Source organism: Bradyrhizobium sp. WSM1417 (assembly GCF_000515415.1).
Lineage (GTDB): Bacteria > Pseudomonadota > Alphaproteobacteria > Rhizobiales > Xanthobacteraceae > Bradyrhizobium.
Window position 1 is genome coordinate 1,550,366 of the sequence record NZ_KI911783.1, and the last position, 20,489, is coordinate 1,570,854.

A 20,489-nucleotide genomic window follows, 5' to 3' on the forward strand; every position below is an offset into this window, starting at 1 on the left:
GGAGAGGAGAGATTCGCTATGTCATCCCCGCGCGCCGCAATCCCTCGAGGTAATGTTCGCGATCCTCGTCCCGCAGCATCGGCAGCTCGCGCGTGATCCAGGCCAGCGAGATGCCCGGTTGGGCGCGGCGCAAGCCTTCCAGGGCGGAAGCCGCGCGCGCAGGATCGCCCGACATTCCGGCGGCGGCCGTCAGCACGCGATGCGCGCCGACGAAATCGGCGCGCTGCCGCATCGACTCGCGCGCCATCTGTGCGGCGCCTTCGTAATCGCGGCCGATGAACCGGGCATAGGCCGCAACGCCGCAATAGATCGCCGCGAGCGGGTCGCGCGGGCTCAACCGCAGCGCGCGGCGCGCAGCGACATCGCCGTTCTGCCATCGTCCCGCGTAACACAGCGTCACGCCGTAGAAGGCATGCGCCATCGCAAAGTTCGGATTGAGGTTCAGCGCCAGCTCGAATTCCGCCAGCGCGTCGTCGAACCGGCGGCGGAATAGATAAGTATAAGCCAGACCATGATGAGCCCAGGCATCCTCGCGATCGGCCTCAACCGCCGCGAGCGCGGCGCGCTCGGCGACCGGCACGGTCGGGGCCATGTCGGACCAGCCCATATGCGCGCCGAAGATGTGGCTGGTCGCGAGCAGGCCGAGTGCCTTGCCATAGGCGGGATCGAGCGCGACGGCCTTTTCGAGCAGTCCCTGCGCGGCCGCATTGTCCTCGCGGGTGATGCGCCAGTAATGCGACAATGCGCGCATCACGAGGTCCCAGGCATCCAGACTTCCCGGCGGCTTCTGCTGGGCGCGAAAACTCTCGGCGGTATAGAGCTGCGGCTCGATCGCGGCGACGATCGCTTCGGTGATCTCGTCCTGCACCGCGAAGATGTCGGCAAGCTCGCGGTCGTATCGTTCGGCCCAGAGATGGCTGCCGGTCGAGACGTCGTTGAGCTGCGCGGAGATGCGCACGCGATCGCCGCTCCGCCGCACGCTGCCTTCGAGCACGTAGCGCACGCCGAGCTCGCGCGCGACCTCGTTCATGTGCACCGCGCGGCCCTTGTAGACGAAGGAGGAGTTGCGCGCGATGACGAAGAACCAGCGCAGCTTCGACAGCGCGGTGATGATGTCCTCGCTGATTCCGTCCGAGAAATAATCCTGCTCCCGGTCGCCGCTCATGTTGGTGAAGGGCAGCACCGCGATCGCGGGGCGGTCCGGCAGCGGCAGCGGGGCCTGCAGAAGCTTGGCTCCGAAGTCGGATTCCGGCGCGGCCGCTCCGCGCTTGGTCTCGACGTCGCCGACGAAACGAAAACCCTTGCGAGAGATGGTTCGGATCAGCGCCTGGCTCGCGCCGCTATCTCCGACCGCCTTGCGTGCCGCATTGATCCGGCTGGTCAGCGTGGATTCGGAGACGCTGCGCCCGTGCCAGATCTTGTCGATCAGCTCGTCCTTGCTGACCACCCGATCGCGGTTCTCCATGAGGTGGACGACGAGATCGAACACCTGCGGCTCCACGGCAACGGGAACCTGCTCGCGGCTCAGCTCGCGCAAGTCGGTATCGAGCAGGTGATCCCGGAACAGAAACTGCACGTCGAAAACTCAGACCTCAAGGCAACATCGGGCAATGATGAAAGCAAAACGGATTTCGGCTGATTTCTGTGAGTCCGCCGAGGGGCCTGCCCGGTTCACCACGATCGCGTGATAGCAGCCATGCGATTTACGGGCAGGAATGCAACCTGGGTTAGAACGTGGCCGGTTCGGCCGGATTGTCCCGGTCTCCTCGCTGGACCTCATCTTGCTGCGCGCACAGTTTGTCACCGTCACCCTGAGGCGCCGTAGCGAAGGCTCGCACGTCAGGATGACGGAGCGACAGTTTAGACGTCCGAAAACTTGACGAACGGTGAATGTCCATTGCCGAACAGTTCCGTGTGCGTAAGGTGCCCTCACACAACCCAAGCAACGAAGTAACGCCTATGCCCGCTTTTCATGCCTCAACCACCGTGCTCGATTCCATGCTGTTCCGCGATGCGTTCGGCACGCCGCAGATGCGGGAGGTATTTTCCGATATGGCGACGGTCGCGCGCTATGCCGAGGTCGAGGTGGCGCTGGCGAAGGCGGAAGCGAGATGCGGGGTGATTCCGCAGGATGCCGCCGACCAGATCGCGGCGCGGACAGACGTTGCCGCGTTGGATTTTGATCTGTTGCGGCAGGAGACCGATGTCGTCGGCTATCCGATCTTGCCGCTGGTGCATCAGATGGTGAAGCAATGCGGCGATGCCGGCCGCTATGTGCATTGGGGTGCGACCACGCAGGACATCATGGACACCGCCGTGGTGCTGCAACTGCGCGCCGGGCTCGAGATCGTCGAGCAGGACATCGCCGCACTGCGCACAATCCTCGCCGACCTCTCGAAGCGCTACCGCGACACGCCGATGGCGGGCCGCACCCATCTTCAGCAGGCGCTGCCGGTCACCTTCGGCTACAAGACCGCGATCTGGCTCGCTATGTTCGACCGCCACGCCGAGCGCCTCACTGAATTGAAGCCGCGCGTTCTGGTCGGCCAGTTCGCCGGCGCCGCCGGCACGCTGGCCTCGCTCGGCGACAAGGGGTTCGAGGTGCAGGAAGCGCTCTGCGCCGAACTGAAGCTCGGCGTCCCCGCCTCGACCTGGCACGTCGCACGCGACGGTTTTGCCGAGGCCGTGAATTTCCTGGCGCTCGTCACCGGCTCGCTCGGCAAGATCGCGCTCGACGTCATGATCATGGCCTCGACCGAATTCGCGGAGGTCTACGAGCCCTTCGTCAAGGGACGCGGCGCTTCCTCGACCATGCCTCAGAAGCGCAACCCGATCTCCTCGGAACTGATGCTTGCGGCGTCCAAGGCGGTGCGCCAGCACGCCGGCCTCATGCTGGATGCCATGGTGCAGGATTTCGAGCGCGCCACCGGGCCCTGGCACGCCGAATGGATGGCGATCCCCGAGAGCTTCGTGCTGACCGCCGGCGCGTTGCATCAGGCGAAGTTCGCGCTCGCCGGCCTCATCGTGGACGAGAGCAAGATGAACGAGAATCTCGCCGTCAGCCGCGGTCTGATCGTGGCCGAAGCCGTCATGATGGGGCTCGCGCCGCAGATCGGGCGGCAGGAGGCCCATGACGTGGTCTATGACGCCTGCCGGCTCGCCAATGAGAAAGGTCTTACATTGGCGGACGCACTGTCGTCCGATTCCCGCGTCTCTGTCAGAATCGATCGTGCCACGATCGAGGCGCTGACATCACCGAAAAATTACCTCGGCCTTGCTCCCGCCATGGTCGACCGGGTGCTGAAATCGGCAACGCGTTGAAAACCAAAATGCGCGAAACTGCGTATCTTTGGGGTGTCGCAAGGCACTCGCGCACTTGTGTCTCGCGATGCTAGACTTAAATTGGGCATGAGACGTTCGGCAGAGGATTCGGCATGACTGATCAACGCATCACCTCTACTCCCATCGATCCCGTGAAGCTCGACCGGCTGGCCGAGGTGGCGGTGAAGGTGGGCCTGGGCTTGCGGCCGGGCCAGGATCTGCTCTTGACGGCGCCTGCGATCGCGTTGCCGCTGGTGCGGCGGATCGCCGTGCATGCCTACAAGGCCGGCGCCGGCATCGTGACGCCCATTCTCTCCGACGAAGAGATGACGCTGGCGCGCTATCGCCACGGCCACGACGACAGCTTCGATCGCGCCGCCAACTGGCTCTACGAGGGCATGGCCAAGGCGTTCTCGAACAACACCGCGCGTCTCGCCATCGTCGGCGACAATCCGATGCTGCTGTCGGGCGAAGATGCATCCAAGGTCGCGCGCGCCAGCAAGGCCAATTCGATGGCCTATCAGCCGGCGCTGGAGAAGATCGTCAATTTCGACACCAACTGGAACATCATTGCCTATCCGAGCCCGTCCTGGGCCCGGCAGGTGTTCCCCAATGAACCCGAGGAAATTGCCATCGGCAAGCTCGCAGACGCGATCTTCGCGGCGTCCCGCGTCGATCGCGACGATGCGCCGGCCAATTGGGCGAGCCACAACGCGGTGCTGCGCGAGCGCACCAACTGGCTCAACGGCCAGCGTTTCCGCGCGCTCCAGTATTCAGGACCGGGCACCGACCTCACGATCGGGCTCGCCGACGGCCATGAATGGGAGGGCGGCGCCTCGCTCTCCAAGAACGGCATCAGCTGCAACGCCAACATCCCGACCGAAGAGGTCTTCACCACGCCGCATTGCCGGCGGGTCTACGGCCATGTCGTGAGCTCGAAGCCGCTGTCCTACCAGGGCACGCTGATCGACAACATCGCGGTGCGTTTCGAGGACGGCAGGATCGTCGACGCCAAGGCTTCGCGCGGCGAGGAGGTACTGAACAAGGTGCTCGACACCGACGAGGGCGCGCGGCGTCTCGGCGAGGTGGCCTTGGTGCCGCATTCCTCGCCGATCTCGCAGAGTGGATTATTGTTCTACAACACGCTGTTCGACGAGAACGCGGCCTCGCACATCGCGCTCGGCCAGTGCTACTCGAAGTGCTTCGTCAACGGCGCGCAGCTCACGCCGCAGCAGATCGCCGCGCAAGGCGGCAACCAGAGCCTGATCCATATCGACTGGATGATCGGCTCGGCCGAGACCGACATCGACGGCATTCTGGCCGACGGCAGCAAAGTGCCGGTGTTCCGCAAGGGCGAATGGGCGAAGTAACTACGCCGCCGCGTTGCACAGCATCGGGCTGTTGTCGATGCTGAAGCGGTTGAACAGCGTCGTGAACGGGCTGCCGTCGGTAGCCCGCACGACGGCGTCGGAGGCCGCCACCGCGTCGTAGAGCGCACCGACCGGATCATTCGCCTTAGGCAGGTCGAGACCCCCGCGGATTTGCTCGCGGGCCTCGTTGACGTCGTCCTCGTCGTCGAGTGTGGCCTCCAGCGCGTCGGCCGCCCGCCGCATCTCATGGAGGTCACCGCCGGCGGAAAATTTGAGGATGTCGAGCCAATAGGGGCGCGCCACGACGAGTTGGACGAAAGCCTCGAAGCTCTCCGCGATGATTCCCGCGCGGCCTTCCGATGAGACGTAGAGCACATCCTGCGACGGCAGCAGCACGAACGCGCCGCCAGAGCCGTCACTGCCGATCTGCCGGGGACTTTCGATGCCGTCGACGGTGAACCAGGGCTCCTCGTCGGTGGCGAAGGAGACATCAAGGCTGCCGAGCCAGGCGATGACCTCGCCTTCGGCTGTCAGAACCTCCGGGGTGAGGGGCATCGGCATGGCTCCTTTCAGATAGCTTCGCGCACTTTGTCGCACCCCGGAAAAGAAGGGTTCATGTGCGCGAAATTGCAGGGAAATTGCGATGTTAACCGTTTCGCGCCTGCAACTTGCGGCTGATTGTCGGGCCCTGCGTAAGAAAGAATTAAAAACCGGCTACTAGCGTTCCCGCCATCTTTGAACAATCCGGGGCGAAACCCGGCGGATCATATTTTATCCCCTGGGGGAACAGATGTCGCGCACATTGATTGAAATCAGCAGTTGCAATGTAGATCTCGAGCTGCGGCCGATCGAACCGTCCTGGATCATCGAAGGCAATCCGGTGTCGCGCTCGCACGTCCTGTCCACCAGCGCCGACGGCACGGCTTCGACCATCATCTGGGCCTGCACTGAAGGGCGCTTCAACTGGTACTACGATATCGACGAAACGATCATGATCATGGAAGGGTCGATCGTGCTCGAAAGCGACGGCATGCCGCCGAAGCGCTACGGCCCGGGCGATGTCATCTTCTTCCGCGACGGCGCGCATGCCAAATGGCATGTCGAGGGCCACGTCAAGAAGATCGCGTTCTGCCGCAAGACCAATCCCGTGATGATCGGCTTCCTGATCCGCGTCGTCAACAAGCTCAAGAAGATCTTCGTCTCCACCGGCGAGCGCCGTCCGGCCTCGCTGATGGGCGCCGGCTAGAGTTCAATCAGTTTCAAGGACGCTTCCCAGCGGTCACGACGGAACAGGGGCCGGGATCAACATCCCGGCCCCTGTTCTCGTCGTGACGGCAAGCCTTTTTAAGGCAAATCGAGCCGGTAGAAGTTGCTCGCGGTTTGCGAGAACAACGCCGTCTTCTCGGTCTCGCTCAAGGACGCCGCGATACGCTTGAAGGCGTTGAAGATCACCTGGTAGCTGCACTGGCCCTTGTCCGGCGGGAAGTTGCTCTCGAACATCGCGCGCCTGGCGCCGAACGCCTCGATGCAGGTCTCGATATAAGGCCGCCACGCCGCGGCAAGCTCCTCGGATGACGGCGGCCTCTCGCGCAAATGGAAGTCGTAGCCGAGCAGGCACATCGCGAGCCCGCCGAGCTTCACCACCACGTTCTCGCATTTGGCGATCTCCTGGATCGAGGCGCGCCATTGCGGAAACACCTCCTCGCGTTGCCCGGCAAAGCGGCCGATTCCGGCCGGGCCGCCGCAATGGTCGAGCACGATCCTGGTGTCGGAAAATGCGCGGGCGAGTTCGGTCAGCTCGCCGATCTGCGGATGGAACAGCCAGGCATCGAAGCTCAGATTCAGCGGCGCGAGACAGGCGAAGCCCTTGCGGAAGGTCGGGTCCTGCAGCAATCCCTGCGGCCGGTTCGCATACATGCCGGCGACAGCAGGATCCGGGTCCCAGGCCGAGGAATGCCGGATGCCGCGGAAGCGACCGTTGCCTGCCGCGATCTCGGCCTCCAGCACCGGCTTTGCGGCATCGCCGAGCAGCAGGTTGACGTGGCTGACGATGCCGGCGCAGATCGCGGCCTTGCCGTAACCGCCACTGGCGCTCATCGCGGCGACGCCATTGGCAAACTCGACCTCGCCGACCGGCCGGAACGCCTCGGGCCCGTGCGCGCGATACATCGAGCGGCAATCGACATAGACGGTGGCGATGACGTTGTGGCCGGAGGCGATGTCATCAGCCATCTCCTCGATCAGATAGCGGTGCCCGCGATCCCAGAGATGGTGATGGGGATCGACGATCGACCGTAAGGGATCGATGATCTCCTCCCGATGCAGCGCGAGCCAGTCCTCGCGCGGCTCGACGAATAGCCCGCTCGTGTTGGCGGGCAGACCGCTTGCTGCCATCCGTGTTCGCTCCCTTGATGTATGCTTCTTGTTCGGGGAGCCTAACACCTCGTTCTCGCGCGCAGCAGCGCGCGTTGCGCAACCGCACCCTTCATCTCAGGGACAGTGGCCCCGTCGTCAACCCTTGCGCCGCCTCGCCCTTACATCGACCATCAGCCGCCAAACGGTTGCCGTGGCCGGTTTGACCTCGCCGAGCCAATGGAAGAAATCCTCGGTGATTTCCGTAAAACTCCAGCGCGTCAGTTCGCCGGCTTCGGTCGTGCCTTCCTGCACGATGTCGGCATTGCGTGGACGGCCGATCTGCTGGCGGAATATGCAGCGGCCGGGATCGAACCAGGAGATCCGCCAGGCATCGATGGTCGGATCGTAGACCCGCAGCGTCGTGCCGTACCAGTTGCCGGCGATCGGCAAGGCCGGGCCGCCGGTTGGGCGCGGAATGATCCAGACGTCCTGCACGGCGCGGCCCTCCAGCACCCAGCCGAAATGGATTTCGCCGGAGGCGGTGTGCTTCGTTCCATCGGGTCCATGGGCGGTGATCTCGGCGTCCCAATCGCCGACGAAGCGGCCATAAAGCTGGAGCGCCGCCGCGTGCTCGGGGTTCGGTCCGTCCGCGTGCAATAATCTCGCAAAGTCGGTCATGTCGATCTCCTATGCTCAGGAGATCAGCACGACCGGCCGATAGCCGACTTGGAGAAAATTGCGCGTCATACCCCGTCGAGGATGATCACCGTCGACTTCGACGGCAACGCATCCCTCGAGATCCGGAAACTTCGTTCCATGCGCCGGTCGATCTCGAACTGCTGGCCGATGCGTTGCACGAAATCGTCGAGCGGGGTGGCAAAGCGGTGCATCGGCAGCACCACCGAGGCGCGCAGCCGCTTGGTGATCTCGGAGACGCCGTCGAGCGACATGGTGTAGGTGCCGTCGATCGGCACCATCACGATGTCGAGCCGCCCGATCTGGGCAAAGTGGCTGTCGTCGAGCTTGTGGTGAAGATGGCCGAGATGACCGATGCAGAGGCCCGCGACCTCGAAGATGAAGATCGAATTGCCGTCACGGATCATGTCGGCGCCGGTATCGTCGCCGAAATAGCGACGGATGTCGGTCGTGACGTTGCGGATGAAGGTGTCGCCGATGCGCTCCGACACGATGGCCGCCTTGCCGTCCTCGCCCCAGCCATGCAGCACACGAGGAATGCGCTTGTCGGGAAATAAAGAGTAGTGCGTGCTGTGGGCCCGGTTCATGGTGACGATATCGGGCAGCCGGCCCACCTGATAGGCCCCGCTATAGTCGGTGGCGATGCGCAAGCCGCCGGGCGTGTCGATGAAATAGGTGGAATGGCCGGCATAGGTGATCTGGACTTCAGCGGAGGCTGCGGCCTGCCGAAACGCGACCGGCGTCACGCGCGGCGCCGCATTCGCCATCGCCAGGCATTCGCTGCGCTGAGGTGATTGCTGTGCGAGGGCAGGTGAGAGGAATGCGCCGAACAGCGCTAGAGCCGCCGAAACCAGTCGCCGCATGAATCCATCCCCGATGACTTCAGGGGAAAGTCTAGCGTGCAATGCAACGCGTGGCCAACAGCGCGCGATCAACAGCGCGTCAGTGTCGCACCCTCACGCCGGCCCATTGTCACTCCCGCCGCGGGCTGAACTTCCAGGTGATGGCGACGAGGCCGGCGGTGATCAGGCCGCTGACGAGACCGACGATCGGCAGCGTGAGCACTAGCGCGGCGCTGGCAGCCCAGCCGATCGAGGAGAACGCCTCGGCGAAGGTCGCAAGCCGTGACGAGGTCTGGCGGCGGCGGAATTGGCTACGCCGGGCCTGCACCCGGAACCAGAGCTGGATTGCGGTGGCGGAGGCCGCGCTGACGATGACCGCACCGGCGCTGACCGCGGCCTGGAACGCCGAGGCGAAAGCGAGCGCCGCAATCAGCGGGCAGAAGATGACGGCGATCGCGATCAGCACCACCTCGATCTTGGCGCGGATGACGCTGGACGGCGTCAGCGGCGCGGTCGCAACCAGATCGGGCGCGTCCTCGCCCGAGATCGTCAGCCAGGCAAGCCCGCCGGCGAGTTGTCCCGCCGCCATGACGATGACGGGCGTGATCAGCGTCAGCGCCGCGGAGCTGTCGGCAAAGTTGCGCCAGAGCAGCAGCGCCGGCGGCGCCAGATAGAGCAGCTGCATCAGCGTCTGCGAGATCAGCCAGGGATCGCGCCAGAGCAGCGAAAATTCCTTACGCCGCAGGGCATGCTGCCGCGATCCGCCGCGGAAGGGGCGCTCCTTCGCGCTGCGACGGCCGGATGTGCCAAAGGCGGCGGCATCGATCGCCGTGTCGGCAAAACGGCCCGAGAAGATCGCCATGACGCTTCCGAGCAGCACGAGCCCGAGCGCCAGGAGCAGCAGCAGCGCTTCGGCGTCGCCCATCGCCGCCCGCGCCGGCCACCACCAAATGCTGTCCGCATCGGGCGCGTAAGCGGCCAAGCTACCCGAGGTCAGGATGGTGAAGCGCGACAGCGTGCCGTAGGACATGATCGCCGCGACCTGGAGCGCGATCACGAAGCCGGCGCCGATGATCGCGGCGAGGATCTGGGCGACGAACCGTGTCCGCGCCGGACCGATCAGGCGGAACAGCAGGATGGTGACGGCGATCGCGACCGCTGCGGCCGATAGGCCCATCGCGACGACGACGCCGAACGCTGCAAGCCAGCGCGCGCCGCCCCCGAATACCAGCACGTCGATGAAGGGCGTCGAGAACAGCAGCGCCATCACCGTGATGGCGAGCGCGATCGCGGCGATGCGCACCGAGAACAGATTGGCCAGCGTCGCGGGTGAGGACATGATGAGGTCGAGATCTGCGCGTGCGTAAAACACCCGGGTCACCGATTCGATCGCCTGTGACAGCATCAGCGTCCAGGCGAGAAAAATTGTCGCCGAGATCACGATCAGCGAGGATTTGTCGAGCGGCAATTGCAGGTCGGCGAAGCGGCCGATCACCGCCCAGGCCGGCACGTGCAGCAGCACCGCGAAGAACAGCACGCCGATCACTGCGGCACGCGTTCGTTTGCGCCGCCCGCCGGTCATCATGGCGAGCCATTCGCGCCAGGCGAGCCGGAGCTCGTGGCGGGCGAACCAGGACAGCGCGGTGGCCGAGCTCATGCGGCGTCCTGGAGCGTCACCAGTGCGATGAAGAGATCTTCCAGGCTGGTATCGGCGTGCCCGTTTTGCTGGCGCAGCTCGGTCAGCGTGCCCTCGGCCACCAGGCGGCCGGCTGCGATCACGCCGATGCGGTCGGCCATGCGTTCGGCGACCTCGAGGATATGCGTGGTCATGATGACGGTGCAGCCGGCGCGCACGCGCTCGCTGAGGAGTCCCTTGACATGGCGGGCGGAGACGGCGTCCAGTCCCGTCAGCGGCTCGTCGAGGATGATGAGGCGGGGATCGTGCACCAGGGCGCCGGCGAGGGCGACCTTCTGGCGCATGCCCTTGGAAAACCCCTCGCAGCGTTCGTGCCGGTGCGGATCGAGCCCGAGCGAGTTCAGGAGCTCCGCGGCGACCGGTTCCGAGACCGATGGTGCGATGCCCCACAGACCGGCCACGAATTCCAGATATTCGAGCGGCGTGAGCTTGTCATAGATCATGGGCTCGTCGGAGACCCACGCCATCACCTGCTTGGCGGCGACGGGGTTTTGGAGCGCATCGATGCCGAAGATGGAGACTGCGCCGGCATCGGGCCGCAAAAGGCCTGCAACCATGCGCAAAGTGGTGGTCTTGCCGGCGCCGTTGGGGCCGACCAGCGCATAGAATTCGCCGGCATGGATGGTGAGATCGAGGTTATCGACCGCCAGACGGTCAAAACACTTCGTTAACCCCATGACTTCGAGCGCCGAACCGTCCCGCTTCATCACGGCCACACCTTGCGGTTTTGCATCGCTCGCGACCATGACCCGAAGATGTTTCGGCACCGTGAATCGCGCTGCCGCAAATTCCGTCATCCGGATTGGACTAATGGCAAGTCACCGTTTGTTGACAGCGCTTGGCGGTTCAGGCTGAATTGGCGAAGGGACGAATGGCGTGAACGCAGCGAAACGACTGCGTAGCGACTGAACACAAGATGCGGCAAGGCGGTCAGGAAGAACCGCCGGTTGTATCGGGAGGATGCGCGACGATGCTGGATTTCGTTCAGCAGCTGGTCAGCGGTGTTGCGCTCGGCTGCGTCTACGGCCTGATCGCGCTCGGCTTCGTACTCGTCTACAAGGCCACCGAAGTCGTCAATTTCGCCCAGGGCGATCTGATGATGTTGGGCGGCTTCTTTGCCTTCACCTTCATCGGCATGATGGGGCTGAACTACTGGGTCGGCTTTGCCGGCGCGGTGGCGGCGATGGCGCTGTTCGGCATGCTGGCCGAGCGCGTAGTGGTGCGGCCGATCCTCGGCTATCCGCAATTCTCCATCATCATGGCCACCATCGGGCTCGGCTATTTCCTGCGCTCGGTCTCCGGCATGATCTGGGGCACCGACGATTTCAAGATCGACACGCCGTTCAGCCAGGGCGTGCTGCGGATCGGTTCGCTGGTGCTCGCCCATGACAAGCTCTCGGTGATCGCGGCGACGGGCATCCTCTGCGCGCTGCTCTGGCTGTTCTTCAACAAGACCACGCTCGGCACCGCGATGCGCGCCAGTTCCGAGAACATGCTGGCGGCCTATTACATGGGAATCCCGGTCAAGCGGGTGGTCTCGATCGTCTGGGCGATCAGCGCGGCGGTTGCGACCTGCGCCGGCGTGCTGCTGGCGCCGATCACCTTCATCCATTCCAATGTCGGTCTCGTGCTGGGCCTGAAAGCGTTTCCGGCCGCCGTGCTCGGCGGCTTCGGCTCGATCCCCGGCGCCGTCGTCGGCGGCGTCCTGATTGGCGTCATCGAGAGCATGGCCGGCTTCTATCTGGCCGAGGGCTGGAAGGACGTCGCGCCCTACATCGTGCTGCTCGCCGTGCTCTTGCTCAAGCCCGAAGGCCTGTTCGGCCTTCACGTCCGCAAGAAGGTCTGAACGCATGCGCTTCCTGTTCAAGACCGACTATGAGGACGACATCAGGCTGTTTCCGCATTCGGGCTATTACGTCTCATACGGTCTCCTGCTGGCCGTGCTGCTGATTGCGCCCTATGTGCTCTCCAGCTATCTGATGAGCCAGCTCGTCTTCGTCTGTATCTACGCGACCGTCGGCGTGGCGCTGCTGATTTTGACCGGCTTCACCGGGCAGGCCTCGCTCGGGCATGCGGCGTTTCTCGCGATCGGTGCGTATACGGCGGCCTATTTGCAGAAATATGGTGTGCCGTTCCCGGTCTACTTTCTCGCCGCCGGGCTCCTAACCGGGCTGATCGGTGCGCTGGTCGGCTTCCCCGCGCTGCGGCTGCAAGGCATTTATCTCGTCATCGCCACCATCTCCTTCGCCTTCATCGTCGAGGAGATTCTGGCGCGTTGGGAGAGCGTCACCAATGGCAACGAGGGCATGCGGATCAAGGCGGTGTCGCTGTTTGGGGTCGCCGTCTCGCGCGACAGCCCCACTTTCTATTTCCTGTGTCTCGCCGTGCTGGTGCTGACCATCGTCGGCACGCTCAATCTGCTGCGTTCGCCGACCGGACGCGCCTTCGTCGCGATCCGCGACAGCGAGACCGCTGCGCGCAGCATGGGCGTCAATGTCGCGCTGTACAAGGTGAAGTCCTTTGCGATCTCCGCGGCGATCACCGGCTTCGCCGGCGTCCTGTTCGCGCACAAGCTCTCGTTCATCTCGCCGGAGATGTTCACGCTCCAGCTCTCGATTGAGTTCATCATCGTGATCCTGATCGGCGGCACCTTCAGCCTGCACGGCGCGGTGCTGGGGGCCATCTTCATCGTGATGATCGATCCGTTCCTGACCTACCTCAAGGACGACATGCCCGGCATCATCGCCGGCATTGCCGCGACCTTCGGAGCGGGCACGCAAGCGGCCGCCAATGTCCAGTCCAAGGTCGCGGCCTTTGCCTCGCTCAACGGCCTGAAAGGCGCGATCTACGGCATCATCATCGTGTTGTTCGTGCTGTTCGAGCCGCTCGGGCTTTACGGCCGCTGGCTCAAGATCAAACTCTTCTTCCAGCTGTTCCCGCTTTACAAGCGCGCCACCTTCAAGCGGCAGAAGATCTACGTGAAGTCGGAGCGCAACCGATGAGCTATTTTCGCGCCGAGAGCTTGTCGCTGCATTTCGGCGGGCTGAAGGCCGTCGATGCGGTGTCGTTCGCGGTCGAGAGGGGCGAGATCCTCTCGATCATCGGGCCGAACGGCGCCGGCAAGAGCTCGATTTTCAACCTGATTTCGCGGATCTACCGGCCGACCTCAGGTCGCATCTTCTTCGAGGATCAGGATATCACGGAGCAGCCGCCCCACGACATTGCAAGGCTTGGCATCGCCCGCACGTTCCAGAACATCGAGCTGTTCGAGAATGCGACGGTGTTGTCGAACCTGTTGGTCGGCCGCCACCGGCATTCGACCACGCAGCTTTGGCAGGAGCTGTTGTTCCTGCCGGGCGTACGCGCCGACGAAAAGGTGCATCGCCGCAGGGTCGAGCAGGTCATCGAATTCCTCGATCTCGAGCCCTACCGCGACAAGCTGATCTCGGGTCTGCCTTACGGCGTGCGCAAGGTGATCGAGCTGGCGCGCGCGCTGTGCTCGGAGCCGAAGCTGATCCTGCTCGACGAACCGTCCTCCGGCCTCAACGTGGAGGAGACTGACGACATGTCGTTCTGGATTCGCGACCTCAAGAGCGAGCTCGGCGTCACCGTGCTCATGGTCGAGCACGACATGTCGCTGGTCAATCGCGTCTCCGACCGCGTCATTGCGCTGAACTACGGCCGGGTGCTGGCGATGGGCTCGCCGGCCGAAGTGCAGCAGCACCCAGATGTCGTCGCCGCGTATCTGGGAGCCTGACGTGATGGATGCCGTGTCGACACCGGACATCATCCTGAAACTCACGAACATCGAGAGCTATTACGGGCCGATCATGGCGATCCGCGGCATCTCGCTCGAAGTGCCGCGCGGCCGCATCGTCACGCTGCTGGGCGCCAACGGCGCCGGCAAGACCACGGTGCTCAAGACGATCTCGGGCATTCTCGATCCGCAGAAGGGCGCCATCGAGTTCATGGGCAAGTCGATCCAGCGCATGGAGGCGGACAGGATCGTGCGGCTGGGCCTCAGCCATGTGCCGGAGGGACGCGAGGTGTTCCCGTTCCTCTCCGTGCGCGAGAACCTGATGATGGGGGCCTATCCGCGCAAGGATCGTGGCGGCGTCGCGGACGATCTGGAGCGCGTCTATGGCTATTTCCCGCGCCTGAAGGAGCGCATCAACCAGCCGGCCGGACAGCTCTCCGGCGGCGAGCAGCAGATGCTCGCAATCGGCCGCGCGCTGATGAACCGGCCGACGCTGTTGCTGCTCGACGAGCCCTCGCTCGGGCTGTCGCCGCTGCTGGTGAAGGAGATCTTCGCCATCATCCGTCGCGTCAACGAGGAGCAGGGCATGTCGATCCTGCTGGTCGAGCAGAACGCCAAGGTGGCGCTGGAGACGGCGCATTATGGCTATGTGCTGGAGATCGGCCGGATCGTGATGAACGACACCTGCGACCGCTTGATGCATTCGAAGGACATCCAGGAATTCTACCTTGGCGCCAAGGAAGCGGGCGCACGAGGCGAGCGGCGCTGGAAAAAGAAGAAGACTTGGCGTTGAAGCAAGATTTGGCGTTAGATCGGAGACCCGTCCGCAACAACAGACCGCCGGCAAGGCAGGCAGCGGAGGGGAACGCGACAAGGAGGAGACGTGAATGGCCCGACCGGCGGTGCTGACGGTCGCTGATACGATCGCGAAGAGCTTTTTGCGCGCCGCGGAAACGCGGGGCGACAGGCCGGCTATACGCGAGAAGAAATTCGGGATCTGGCAGCCGACCAGCTGGCGCGAATGGCTGGAGATCTCGAAGCAGATCGCCTACGCGCTGCACGCCATCGACCTCAGGCCCGGCGACGTCGCTTCCATCATCGCCAACGCCGTCCCCGAATGGGTCCATGTCGACATGGGCATTCTGTGCGCCGGCGGCGTCTCTTCCGGGATCTATCCGACCGATGCCTCATCCCAGGTCGAATATCTCGTCAACGATTCCCGAACGAAAGTGATCTTCGCCGAGGACGAGGAGCAGCTCGACAAGGTCCTGGCCTGCCGCGCACGCTGTCCGTCTCTGCGAAAGATCATCGTGTTCGACATGGAGGGCCTCAGCGGCTTCTCCGACGACATGGTGATGTCGCTGGACGAGTTCCGCGCGCTCGGGCGCAACCACATGGCCGGCCGCGAGACGCTCTGGCAGGAGATGGTCGACAGTCGCGGCGCGAGCGATCTCGCGGTCCTCGTCTATACATCCGGCACCACGGGTCCGCCCAAGGGCGCCATGCACGCCAACCGCAGCGTCACGCACCAGATGCGGCACGCCAACGATTTCATTCCGGCGCGCGAGAACGAGGATCGGCTGATTTTCCTGCCGCTCTGCCACGTCGCCGAACGGATCGGCGGCTATTACATCTCGGTCGCGCTCGGCTCGGTGATGAACTTCGCCGAGAGTCCGGAGACCGTGCCGGACAATCTGCGCGAGGTGCAGCCGACCATCTTCCTCGCGGTGCCGCGGATCTGGGAGAAATTCTATTCCGCAACCACCATCGCGCTGAAGGATGCGACGCCGCTGCAGCAATGGGTCTACCGCCGCGCCATCGACATCGGCTATCGCATGGTCGATTGCAAGATAGAAGGCAAACCGCCGCCGCTGTCGTTGCGCATCGCCAACAGCCTCGCTTACCGCCTCGCCTTCCGCAACATCCGACGCATGATCGGGCTCGATCGTTGCCGCATCGCCTTCACCGGCGCGGCGCCGATCGCGCCGGAACTGATCCGCTGGTATCTCGCGCTCGGCATCGACATCCACGAGGTCTACGGCCAGACCGAGAATTGCGGGGTCGCCACCATGATGCCGGCGGAACGCATCAAGCTTGGCTCGGTCGGCAAGGCTGTGTCGTGGGGTGAAGTGGCGCTGTCGCCCGACGGGGAGATCCTGATCAGGGGCGACTTCCTGTTCATGGGCTATCTGAACCAGCCGGAGCGGACAGCCGAGACCATCGACCATCGCGGCTGGCTGCATACCGGCGACGTCGGCACCATCGACAATGAGGGTTTCGTCCGCATCACCGACCGGATGAAGGACATCATCATCACCTCGGGCGGCAAGAACATCACGCCGTCCGAGATCGAGAATCAGCTGAAATTCTCGCCCTACATCTCGGATTCCGTGGTGATCGGCGACAAGCGGCCATACCTCACCTGCCTCGTGATGATCGACCAGGAGAATGTCGAGAAATTCGCGCAGGACCACGACATCCCTTTCACCAACTATGCCAGCCTGTGCCGCGCGGCGGAGATCCAGGACCTGATCTGGCGCGAGATCGAAGTGGTCAATGCCAATTTCGCCCGCGTCGAGACCATCAAGAGATTCTATCTGATCGAACGCCAACTCACTCCGGAGGACGAGGAGTTGACGCCGACCATGAAGCTGAAGCGCGGCTTCGTGAACAAGCGCTATGCCGCCGAGATCGACGCCATGTATCCGACGCGGGCGGTGGCTTGAACAATCCTGTTTGAATAACAGCGAAGGAGTGATGGCCCCACCCTTCGCATCATAAGGGCCCCAAGGAGAGGAGACGTCAATGTCGAGATCGTTGAGAACGTTCGGCTTTGCGGCAGGCGCGGTGGTGCTCACCTGTCTGCCTGCCGCGGCGCAGACCAAGGTCACCAATGAAGGCATCTCGGCCTCCGAGATCGTCATCGGCACCCATCAGGATCTGTCGGGGCCGATCAAGGTCTGGGGCGTGCCGGTCTCCAACGGCATGAAGATGGCGGTCGAGGAAATCAACGCGGCCGGCGGCGTCAATGGCCGCAAGATCAGAATGATCCTCGAGGATAACGGTTACGATCCGAAGAAGGGCGTGCTGGCGTCCCAGAAGATGGTGGAACGCGACAAGATATTTGCCATGATCGGCTCGATGGGATCGGCGCCGACTCTCGCCGCGCAGGACATCCTGTTCGATGCCGGCGTGCTCCAGCTCTTCCCGCTGACCGCCGCCGAGTTCACCTTCAAGTTCGACCCGGCCAAGCCGCAGGAGCGGCTGAAGTTCAACAACCTCCTGCCCTATGTCGAGAGCACGCGCGCCGCGCTGAAATATATGGTGGAGTGGAAGAACTTCCAGAAGCCCTGCATCATGCATCAGGATGACGAGTACGGAAAGAACGTGCTCGACGGCTTCACCCAGCAATTGACGGCAATGAAGCTGCAGCCGGCGTCGGTGACGAGCTACAAGCGGGGCGCCTCCGATTTCAGCGCGCAAATCGCCAAGATGAAGTCCGACGGTTGCGACCTCGTCGTGCTCGGTACCGTGATCCGCGAGACCATCGGCGCGATGACGGAGGCGAAGAAGCTCGGCTGGGACGTTACTTTCCTGGGGGCGACGCCGACCAACGTGCTGGAAGTGCCGGCGCTCGGCAAGGACGCCGTGGAGGGCCTTTATGCGGCGAGCGGCTTCGAGATTCCCTACGAGGACACCGCCAAGGGCAAGGTCCACGACTGGCTCATCAACTACAAGAAGATGTTCAACACCGATGCCAACACCCAGGCGATCATCGGCTACAACGCGGTGACGACGTTTGCGTTCTACGCCAACAAGGCGGGCAAGGATCTCACCGGGCAGAAGATGCTGGACGCGTTGGAATCGGGCGACAAGTTCCTCGACATCTTCAACTCGCCGCCGACCAAATTCTCCAAGACCGACCACCTCGCCAACACCATCACCCAGGTGCAGCAGGTCAAGGGCGGCCGCTGGGTTCTGGTGAAGGACAATCTGATGTTTTGATTTCTTCCCTCTCCCCGCGTGCGGGGAGAGGCCGGAATTTGCGCAGCAAATTCCGGGTGAGGGGGCTCTCCGGGAGTCTAACTGTCACCGGATTCGCTGAAGCAGCCCCTCACCCCAACCCTCTCAGCGCGAGCGAAGCTCGTCGCGACCCCGTAAGAACGGAGCGAGGGAGAGGACACAGCCCTACGATCCCCCACCCGCCGTGCCTGAATTCACCGGGGCCAGCTCGTCTTCCCGGCAGCGCCAGCCATCGCCGGCTTTGACAAACGCAAACGTGCGCTGGATCCGCAGGCGGCGTGTGACGTTGAAGGCGTCTGCGGAGCGCTCCTTGTTGCCGACGCCAGGCTGCGGACGACCCGTTCTGGCGTCCCAGCAGGTGCCCGTGCACGTCGTGGCGACCTTGCTACAGGTGGCGAAGGGTGCCAGCACGGCCATCTCGATTTCGCCCGTGACTTGCGCCTCTTGCTCGCCCACCTGGCTGTCGAGCGCGTAGACGCGGTTGATGCGGAGGAAGTTGCCGCAGGAATTGGCCGCGTGGATTCGCGCGGCGCAGAAATCGACGGCATCGGTGTCGGGCGCGCGGGCTGCGACCTGCCGGCCAAACACCTTCTTCGGATCGCCTTTCGCCGCGCCAATCTCGTCGGCCTTGTGCTTCAGATAGCCGGCGAGACAGTCCTCCGCGGACTCGAGCTCCCCGAGCGGCACGTTCTCCTTGCCGACCAGATTGCATTTGCGGTCGCGCTCCCGCGTCCACCGGCCATATTCGGCGAAGGCAAAGCGGGCCGCGGTCGGATCGAGCTTGCCGATCAGGCCGAGAACCTCGCTGTTCAACTCGGTCTCGGCAAGCGCCAGCGACGGGTCCGCACAGATCAGCGCGCCCGCAGCGGTGTTGGCGGCGAGACAGTCGAAATCCGGATCGCGCACGATCGCGGCGCGCTCATCGGTCACCTTGAGAAGACATGCCTTCACCCGGTCAAAATCGTCGGTGCGGATCGCGGTCTGGCCGACGATGCCGCAACCGAGGTTGCGCTGGCGAACCCAGATCGCGTTCTCCTCGATCCCGGGCAGGCGATCGGGCAGGCGGGCAAGCCGCGCCTCGATTCCCGTGCTCAGCTTCTCGGCGGCGGCGGCAAGCTCGGCATCACCGCAGAACAATTGATTGCCGGGATCGCGGATCTGCTGGCAGTTGTTCCTGACGAACAGCGGCAGCCTATCGGCGACGGAGCGGTCGGACGGGCTGGATTGCGCGAAGGCTGGAGCGGCCGGCGAGGCCAGCAGCGCAAGCATAGTCAGCACGATGAACCGCATTCCAGTCGCCCCCGCATAGCCGTGGCCATGCTAGCGTCCCGGATCGCGCGGCGAAATGGCTTTGTGATGGGCGGTCAAACTATGAGACCAGTACGATCAATGCGCCTCGTTGCCGATCATCGAGAACCGCACGGGTTCGTCGACATATTTCATCACGGCCGACCTGTAGAGCACGAACAGCGGCTGGTAGGTCCGCGCAGCGTCGTCCTCCACCATTGCCATGCGGCGGTTGTCGAGCATCAGCCAGTGGCCGTCGAGCCGTGCAGCGACAACCGCATGCTCTTCACCGGCCCTGACGTCGCGCACCACGACGATGCGGAGATCTTCGGCGGCGACGCCCGCGAGCTTAAGGGCGGCGAGCTTGGCAATGGCATAGTCCTCGCAATCCCCGGCGCCACGCGCGAAAGTCGCGAGCGGCGAGCTCCAGATGTCCTCAGAGCCGTCATCGGCGGCACGGATGGCAAGGTTGATGGCGCGATTGGTTTCGCCCAGCAGGGCACGGCCGTGCCGGCTTCGGGCCTGGTCGACGACGGCGAGCAGTTTCAGTGCAGCGGGCGAAGCGCAATTGTCCCGGTCGCCGTCGCACAGCGCGAGCTGCACCATGTCATCGTCGAGCCTGGACCTCAGCGCGAGCCATTTCTGTTGCAGGCTGCCGGCGGAGATGGCGAAGGCGAACACGCCAAACGGCTCGGCGGATTTGCGCACGAGGACGCCGGCTCCCGGCGAAAGTAGCGTGCCAGCGCGAAGCTCGGCGGCCGATCCGAGCAGGATCAATCCGCACAGCACAACGATTGCGCGCCAAGCGCGCGAGCGAGCAGCGGTCTCCATCTGACATCCCCTTCCGGCTTCGCCAGGTCCCCCTCGACCTGGACGTGCCGGGCTTTGTTGCTTTCGCGGAGATAGTGCGAGGCGGCCGGTTTTGTTCTGCTTAACGCGCCCGGCTGGGGTCCCAAAACCGGGCAACAGGCTGAAACGGGCCTGCTCAAATTGCGTAAAATTTTACGATTCGCCGGCTAGGAGGACGGCAGTTGCCGCGAAGACGGACCAATTGCAGGCACAAGTTGTCGTGGAACTGATTCTGCGCCTTATGGCTAACGGCCCGCTATTTCACGGCTTCTGTTAGTTGGATCACAGATTTG

At 63.8% G+C, this 20,489-nt stretch carries 18 protein-coding genes; 9 read left to right on the forward strand and 9 right to left on the reverse strand.

Going from position 1 to position 20,489, the window contains the following annotated elements; translation table 11 throughout:
- Positions 1 to 16: 16 nt before the first annotated feature.
- Entirely contained in the window at positions 17 to 1,576 is a 1,560-nt protein-coding gene (locus BRA1417_RS0107510; RefSeq protein WP_027515306.1) for a winged helix-turn-helix domain-containing protein, read from the reverse strand.
- A 383-nt stretch (positions 1,577 to 1,959) separates the two neighbouring features.
- On the opposite strand from BRA1417_RS0107510, the gene pcaB reads away from it, so the two are divergent.
- Entirely contained in the window at positions 1,960 to 3,321 is a 1,362-nt protein-coding gene (gene pcaB / locus BRA1417_RS0107515) for a 3-carboxy-cis,cis-muconate cycloisomerase (RefSeq protein ID WP_027515307.1), read from the forward strand.
- Positions 3,322 to 3,434: 113 nt separating this feature from the next.
- Positions 3,435 to 4,691, forward strand: coding sequence for an aminopeptidase (locus BRA1417_RS0107520; protein ID WP_027515308.1), 1,257 nt, complete (start codon positions 3,435 to 3,437; stop codon positions 4,689 to 4,691).
- On the opposite strand, the gene BRA1417_RS0107525 is transcribed toward BRA1417_RS0107520, so the two are convergent.
- Positions 4,692 to 5,246, reverse strand: a complete 555-nt coding sequence (locus BRA1417_RS0107525) for a hypothetical protein (RefSeq protein WP_027515309.1) — start codon at positions 5,244 to 5,246, stop codon at positions 4,692 to 4,694. It lies immediately after the preceding gene.
- 235 nt (positions 5,247 to 5,481) lie between these two features.
- On the opposite strand from BRA1417_RS0107525, the gene BRA1417_RS0107530 reads away from it, so the two are divergent.
- The gene (locus tag BRA1417_RS0107530; RefSeq protein WP_027515310.1) at positions 5,482 to 5,937 is read left to right on the forward strand and encodes a cupin domain-containing protein; all 456 of its coding nucleotides are present in this window, start codon (positions 5,482 to 5,484) and stop codon (positions 5,935 to 5,937) included.
- 98 nt (positions 5,938 to 6,035) lie between these two features.
- On the opposite strand, the gene BRA1417_RS0107535 is transcribed toward BRA1417_RS0107530, so the two are convergent.
- From BRA1417_RS0107535 to BRA1417_RS0107555, 5 genes are all read right to left on the reverse strand, one after another.
- Positions 6,036 to 7,085 (reverse strand): amidohydrolase, encoded by a 1,050-nt coding sequence (locus BRA1417_RS0107535; RefSeq protein ID WP_027515311.1) that lies wholly within the window; start codon positions 7,083 to 7,085, stop codon positions 6,036 to 6,038.
- A gap of 117 nt (positions 7,086 to 7,202) precedes the next feature.
- Positions 7,203 to 7,724 carry a hypothetical protein gene (locus BRA1417_RS0107540; RefSeq protein ID WP_027515312.1) on the reverse strand — a complete coding sequence of 174 codons (522 nt, stop codon included), beginning with the start codon at positions 7,722 to 7,724 and terminating at the stop codon, positions 7,203 to 7,205.
- A gap of 65 nt (positions 7,725 to 7,789) precedes the next feature.
- Positions 7,790 to 8,605 carry an MBL fold metallo-hydrolase gene (locus tag BRA1417_RS0107545; RefSeq protein ID WP_027515313.1) on the reverse strand — a complete coding sequence of 272 codons (816 nt, stop codon included), beginning with the start codon at positions 8,603 to 8,605 and terminating at the stop codon, positions 7,790 to 7,792.
- A 109-nt stretch (positions 8,606 to 8,714) separates the two neighbouring features.
- Positions 8,715 to 10,241, reverse strand: a complete 1,527-nt coding sequence (locus tag BRA1417_RS0107550; RefSeq protein ID WP_027515314.1) for a hypothetical protein — start codon at positions 10,239 to 10,241, stop codon at positions 8,715 to 8,717.
- A complete protein-coding gene (locus BRA1417_RS0107555) occupies positions 10,238 to 10,987 on the reverse strand; it encodes an ABC transporter ATP-binding protein (protein ID WP_027515315.1) in 750 nt (249 codons plus the stop codon). Before BRA1417_RS0107555 ends, BRA1417_RS0107550 begins: the two co-directional genes overlap by 4 nt.
- Positions 10,988 to 11,250: 263 nt before the next feature.
- On the opposite strand from BRA1417_RS0107555, the gene BRA1417_RS0107560 reads away from it, so the two are divergent.
- The 6 genes from BRA1417_RS0107560 (at position 11,251) to BRA1417_RS0107585 (ending at position 18,042) form a co-directional block, all read left to right on the forward strand.
- Complete coding sequence (locus tag BRA1417_RS0107560; RefSeq protein WP_027515316.1) at positions 11,251 to 12,126, forward strand: branched-chain amino acid ABC transporter permease; 876 nt, start codon at positions 11,251 to 11,253, stop codon at positions 12,124 to 12,126.
- 4 nt (positions 12,127 to 12,130) lie between these two features.
- The gene (locus BRA1417_RS0107565) at positions 12,131 to 13,282 is read left to right on the forward strand and encodes a branched-chain amino acid ABC transporter permease (protein ID WP_027515317.1); all 1,152 of its coding nucleotides are present in this window, start codon (positions 12,131 to 12,133) and stop codon (positions 13,280 to 13,282) included.
- Positions 13,279 to 14,037: an ABC transporter ATP-binding protein gene (locus tag BRA1417_RS0107570; protein ID WP_027515318.1), complete on the forward strand. Its 759-nt coding sequence runs from the start codon at positions 13,279 to 13,281 to the stop codon at positions 14,035 to 14,037. Before BRA1417_RS0107565 ends, BRA1417_RS0107570 begins: the two co-directional genes overlap by 4 nt.
- A 4-nt stretch (positions 14,038 to 14,041) precedes the next feature.
- Complete coding sequence (locus tag BRA1417_RS0107575; protein WP_027515319.1) at positions 14,042 to 14,830, forward strand: ABC transporter ATP-binding protein; 789 nt, start codon at positions 14,042 to 14,044, stop codon at positions 14,828 to 14,830.
- A gap of 94 nt (positions 14,831 to 14,924) precedes the next feature.
- Complete coding sequence (locus BRA1417_RS0107580; RefSeq protein ID WP_027515320.1) at positions 14,925 to 16,763, forward strand: long-chain fatty acid--CoA ligase; 1,839 nt, start codon at positions 14,925 to 14,927, stop codon at positions 16,761 to 16,763.
- Positions 16,764 to 16,842: 79 nt separating this feature from the next.
- Positions 16,843 to 18,042, forward strand: a complete 1,200-nt coding sequence (locus BRA1417_RS0107585; protein ID WP_027515321.1) for an ABC transporter substrate-binding protein — start codon at positions 16,843 to 16,845, stop codon at positions 18,040 to 18,042.
- Positions 18,043 to 18,225: 183 nt separating this feature from the next.
- Here BRA1417_RS0107585 and BRA1417_RS0107590 read toward each other — a convergent pair whose 3' ends face one another.
- Both BRA1417_RS0107590 and BRA1417_RS0107595 read right to left on the reverse strand, forming a co-directional pair.
- Positions 18,226 to 19,350, reverse strand: coding sequence for a lysozyme inhibitor LprI family protein (locus BRA1417_RS0107590; RefSeq protein WP_027515322.1), 1,125 nt, complete (start codon positions 19,348 to 19,350; stop codon positions 18,226 to 18,228).
- A gap of 96 nt (positions 19,351 to 19,446) precedes the next feature.
- A complete protein-coding gene (locus tag BRA1417_RS0107595; RefSeq protein ID WP_027515323.1) occupies positions 19,447 to 20,178 on the reverse strand; it encodes a transglutaminase-like cysteine peptidase in 732 nt (243 codons plus the stop codon).
- Positions 20,179 to 20,489 lie beyond the last annotated feature (311 nt).

Bases quoted from the DNA above. Each gene is read 5' to 3' on its own strand.
- BRA1417_RS0107585 (WP_027515321.1), top strand. From the start codon at position 16,843: ATGTCGAGATCGTTGAGAACGTTCGGCTTTGCGGCAGGCGCGGTGGTG.
- BRA1417_RS0107525 (WP_027515309.1), bottom strand. From the start codon at position 5,246: ATGCCCCTCACCCCGGAGGTTCTGACAGCCGAAGGCGAGGTCATCGCC.
- BRA1417_RS0107590 (WP_027515322.1), bottom strand. From the start codon at position 19,350: ATGCGGTTCATCGTGCTGACTATGCTTGCGCTGCTGGCCTCGCCGGCC.
- BRA1417_RS0107595 (WP_027515323.1), bottom strand. From the start codon at position 20,178: ATGGAGACCGCTGCTCGCTCGCGCGCTTGGCGCGCAATCGTTGTGCTG.
- BRA1417_RS0107535 (WP_027515311.1), bottom strand. From the start codon at position 7,085: ATGGCAGCAAGCGGTCTGCCCGCCAACACGAGCGGGCTATTCGTCGAG.
- BRA1417_RS0107550 (WP_027515314.1), bottom strand. From the start codon at position 10,241: ATGAGCTCGGCCACCGCGCTGTCCTGGTTCGCCCGCCACGAGCTCCGG.
- pcaB (WP_027515307.1), top strand. From the start codon at position 1,960: ATGCCCGCTTTTCATGCCTCAACCACCGTGCTCGATTCCATGCTGTTC.
- BRA1417_RS0107580 (WP_027515320.1), top strand. From the start codon at position 14,925: ATGGCCCGACCGGCGGTGCTGACGGTCGCTGATACGATCGCGAAGAGC.
- BRA1417_RS0107555 (WP_027515315.1), bottom strand. From the start codon at position 10,987: ATGAAGCGGGACGGTTCGGCGCTCGAAGTCATGGGGTTAACGAAGTGT.
- BRA1417_RS0107570 (WP_027515318.1), top strand. From the start codon at position 13,279: ATGAGCTATTTTCGCGCCGAGAGCTTGTCGCTGCATTTCGGCGGGCTG.
- BRA1417_RS0107560 (WP_027515316.1), top strand. From the start codon at position 11,251: ATGCTGGATTTCGTTCAGCAGCTGGTCAGCGGTGTTGCGCTCGGCTGC.
- BRA1417_RS0107545 (WP_027515313.1), bottom strand. From the start codon at position 8,605: ATGCGGCGACTGGTTTCGGCGGCTCTAGCGCTGTTCGGCGCATTCCTC.
- BRA1417_RS0107540 (WP_027515312.1), bottom strand. From the start codon at position 7,724: ATGACCGACTTTGCGAGATTATTGCACGCGGACGGACCGAACCCCGAG.
- BRA1417_RS0107520 (WP_027515308.1), top strand. From the start codon at position 3,435: ATGACTGATCAACGCATCACCTCTACTCCCATCGATCCCGTGAAGCTC.
- BRA1417_RS0107530 (WP_027515310.1), top strand. From the start codon at position 5,482: ATGTCGCGCACATTGATTGAAATCAGCAGTTGCAATGTAGATCTCGAG.
- BRA1417_RS0107565 (WP_027515317.1), top strand. From the start codon at position 12,131: ATGCGCTTCCTGTTCAAGACCGACTATGAGGACGACATCAGGCTGTTT.
- BRA1417_RS0107575 (WP_027515319.1), top strand. From the start codon at position 14,042: ATGGATGCCGTGTCGACACCGGACATCATCCTGAAACTCACGAACATC.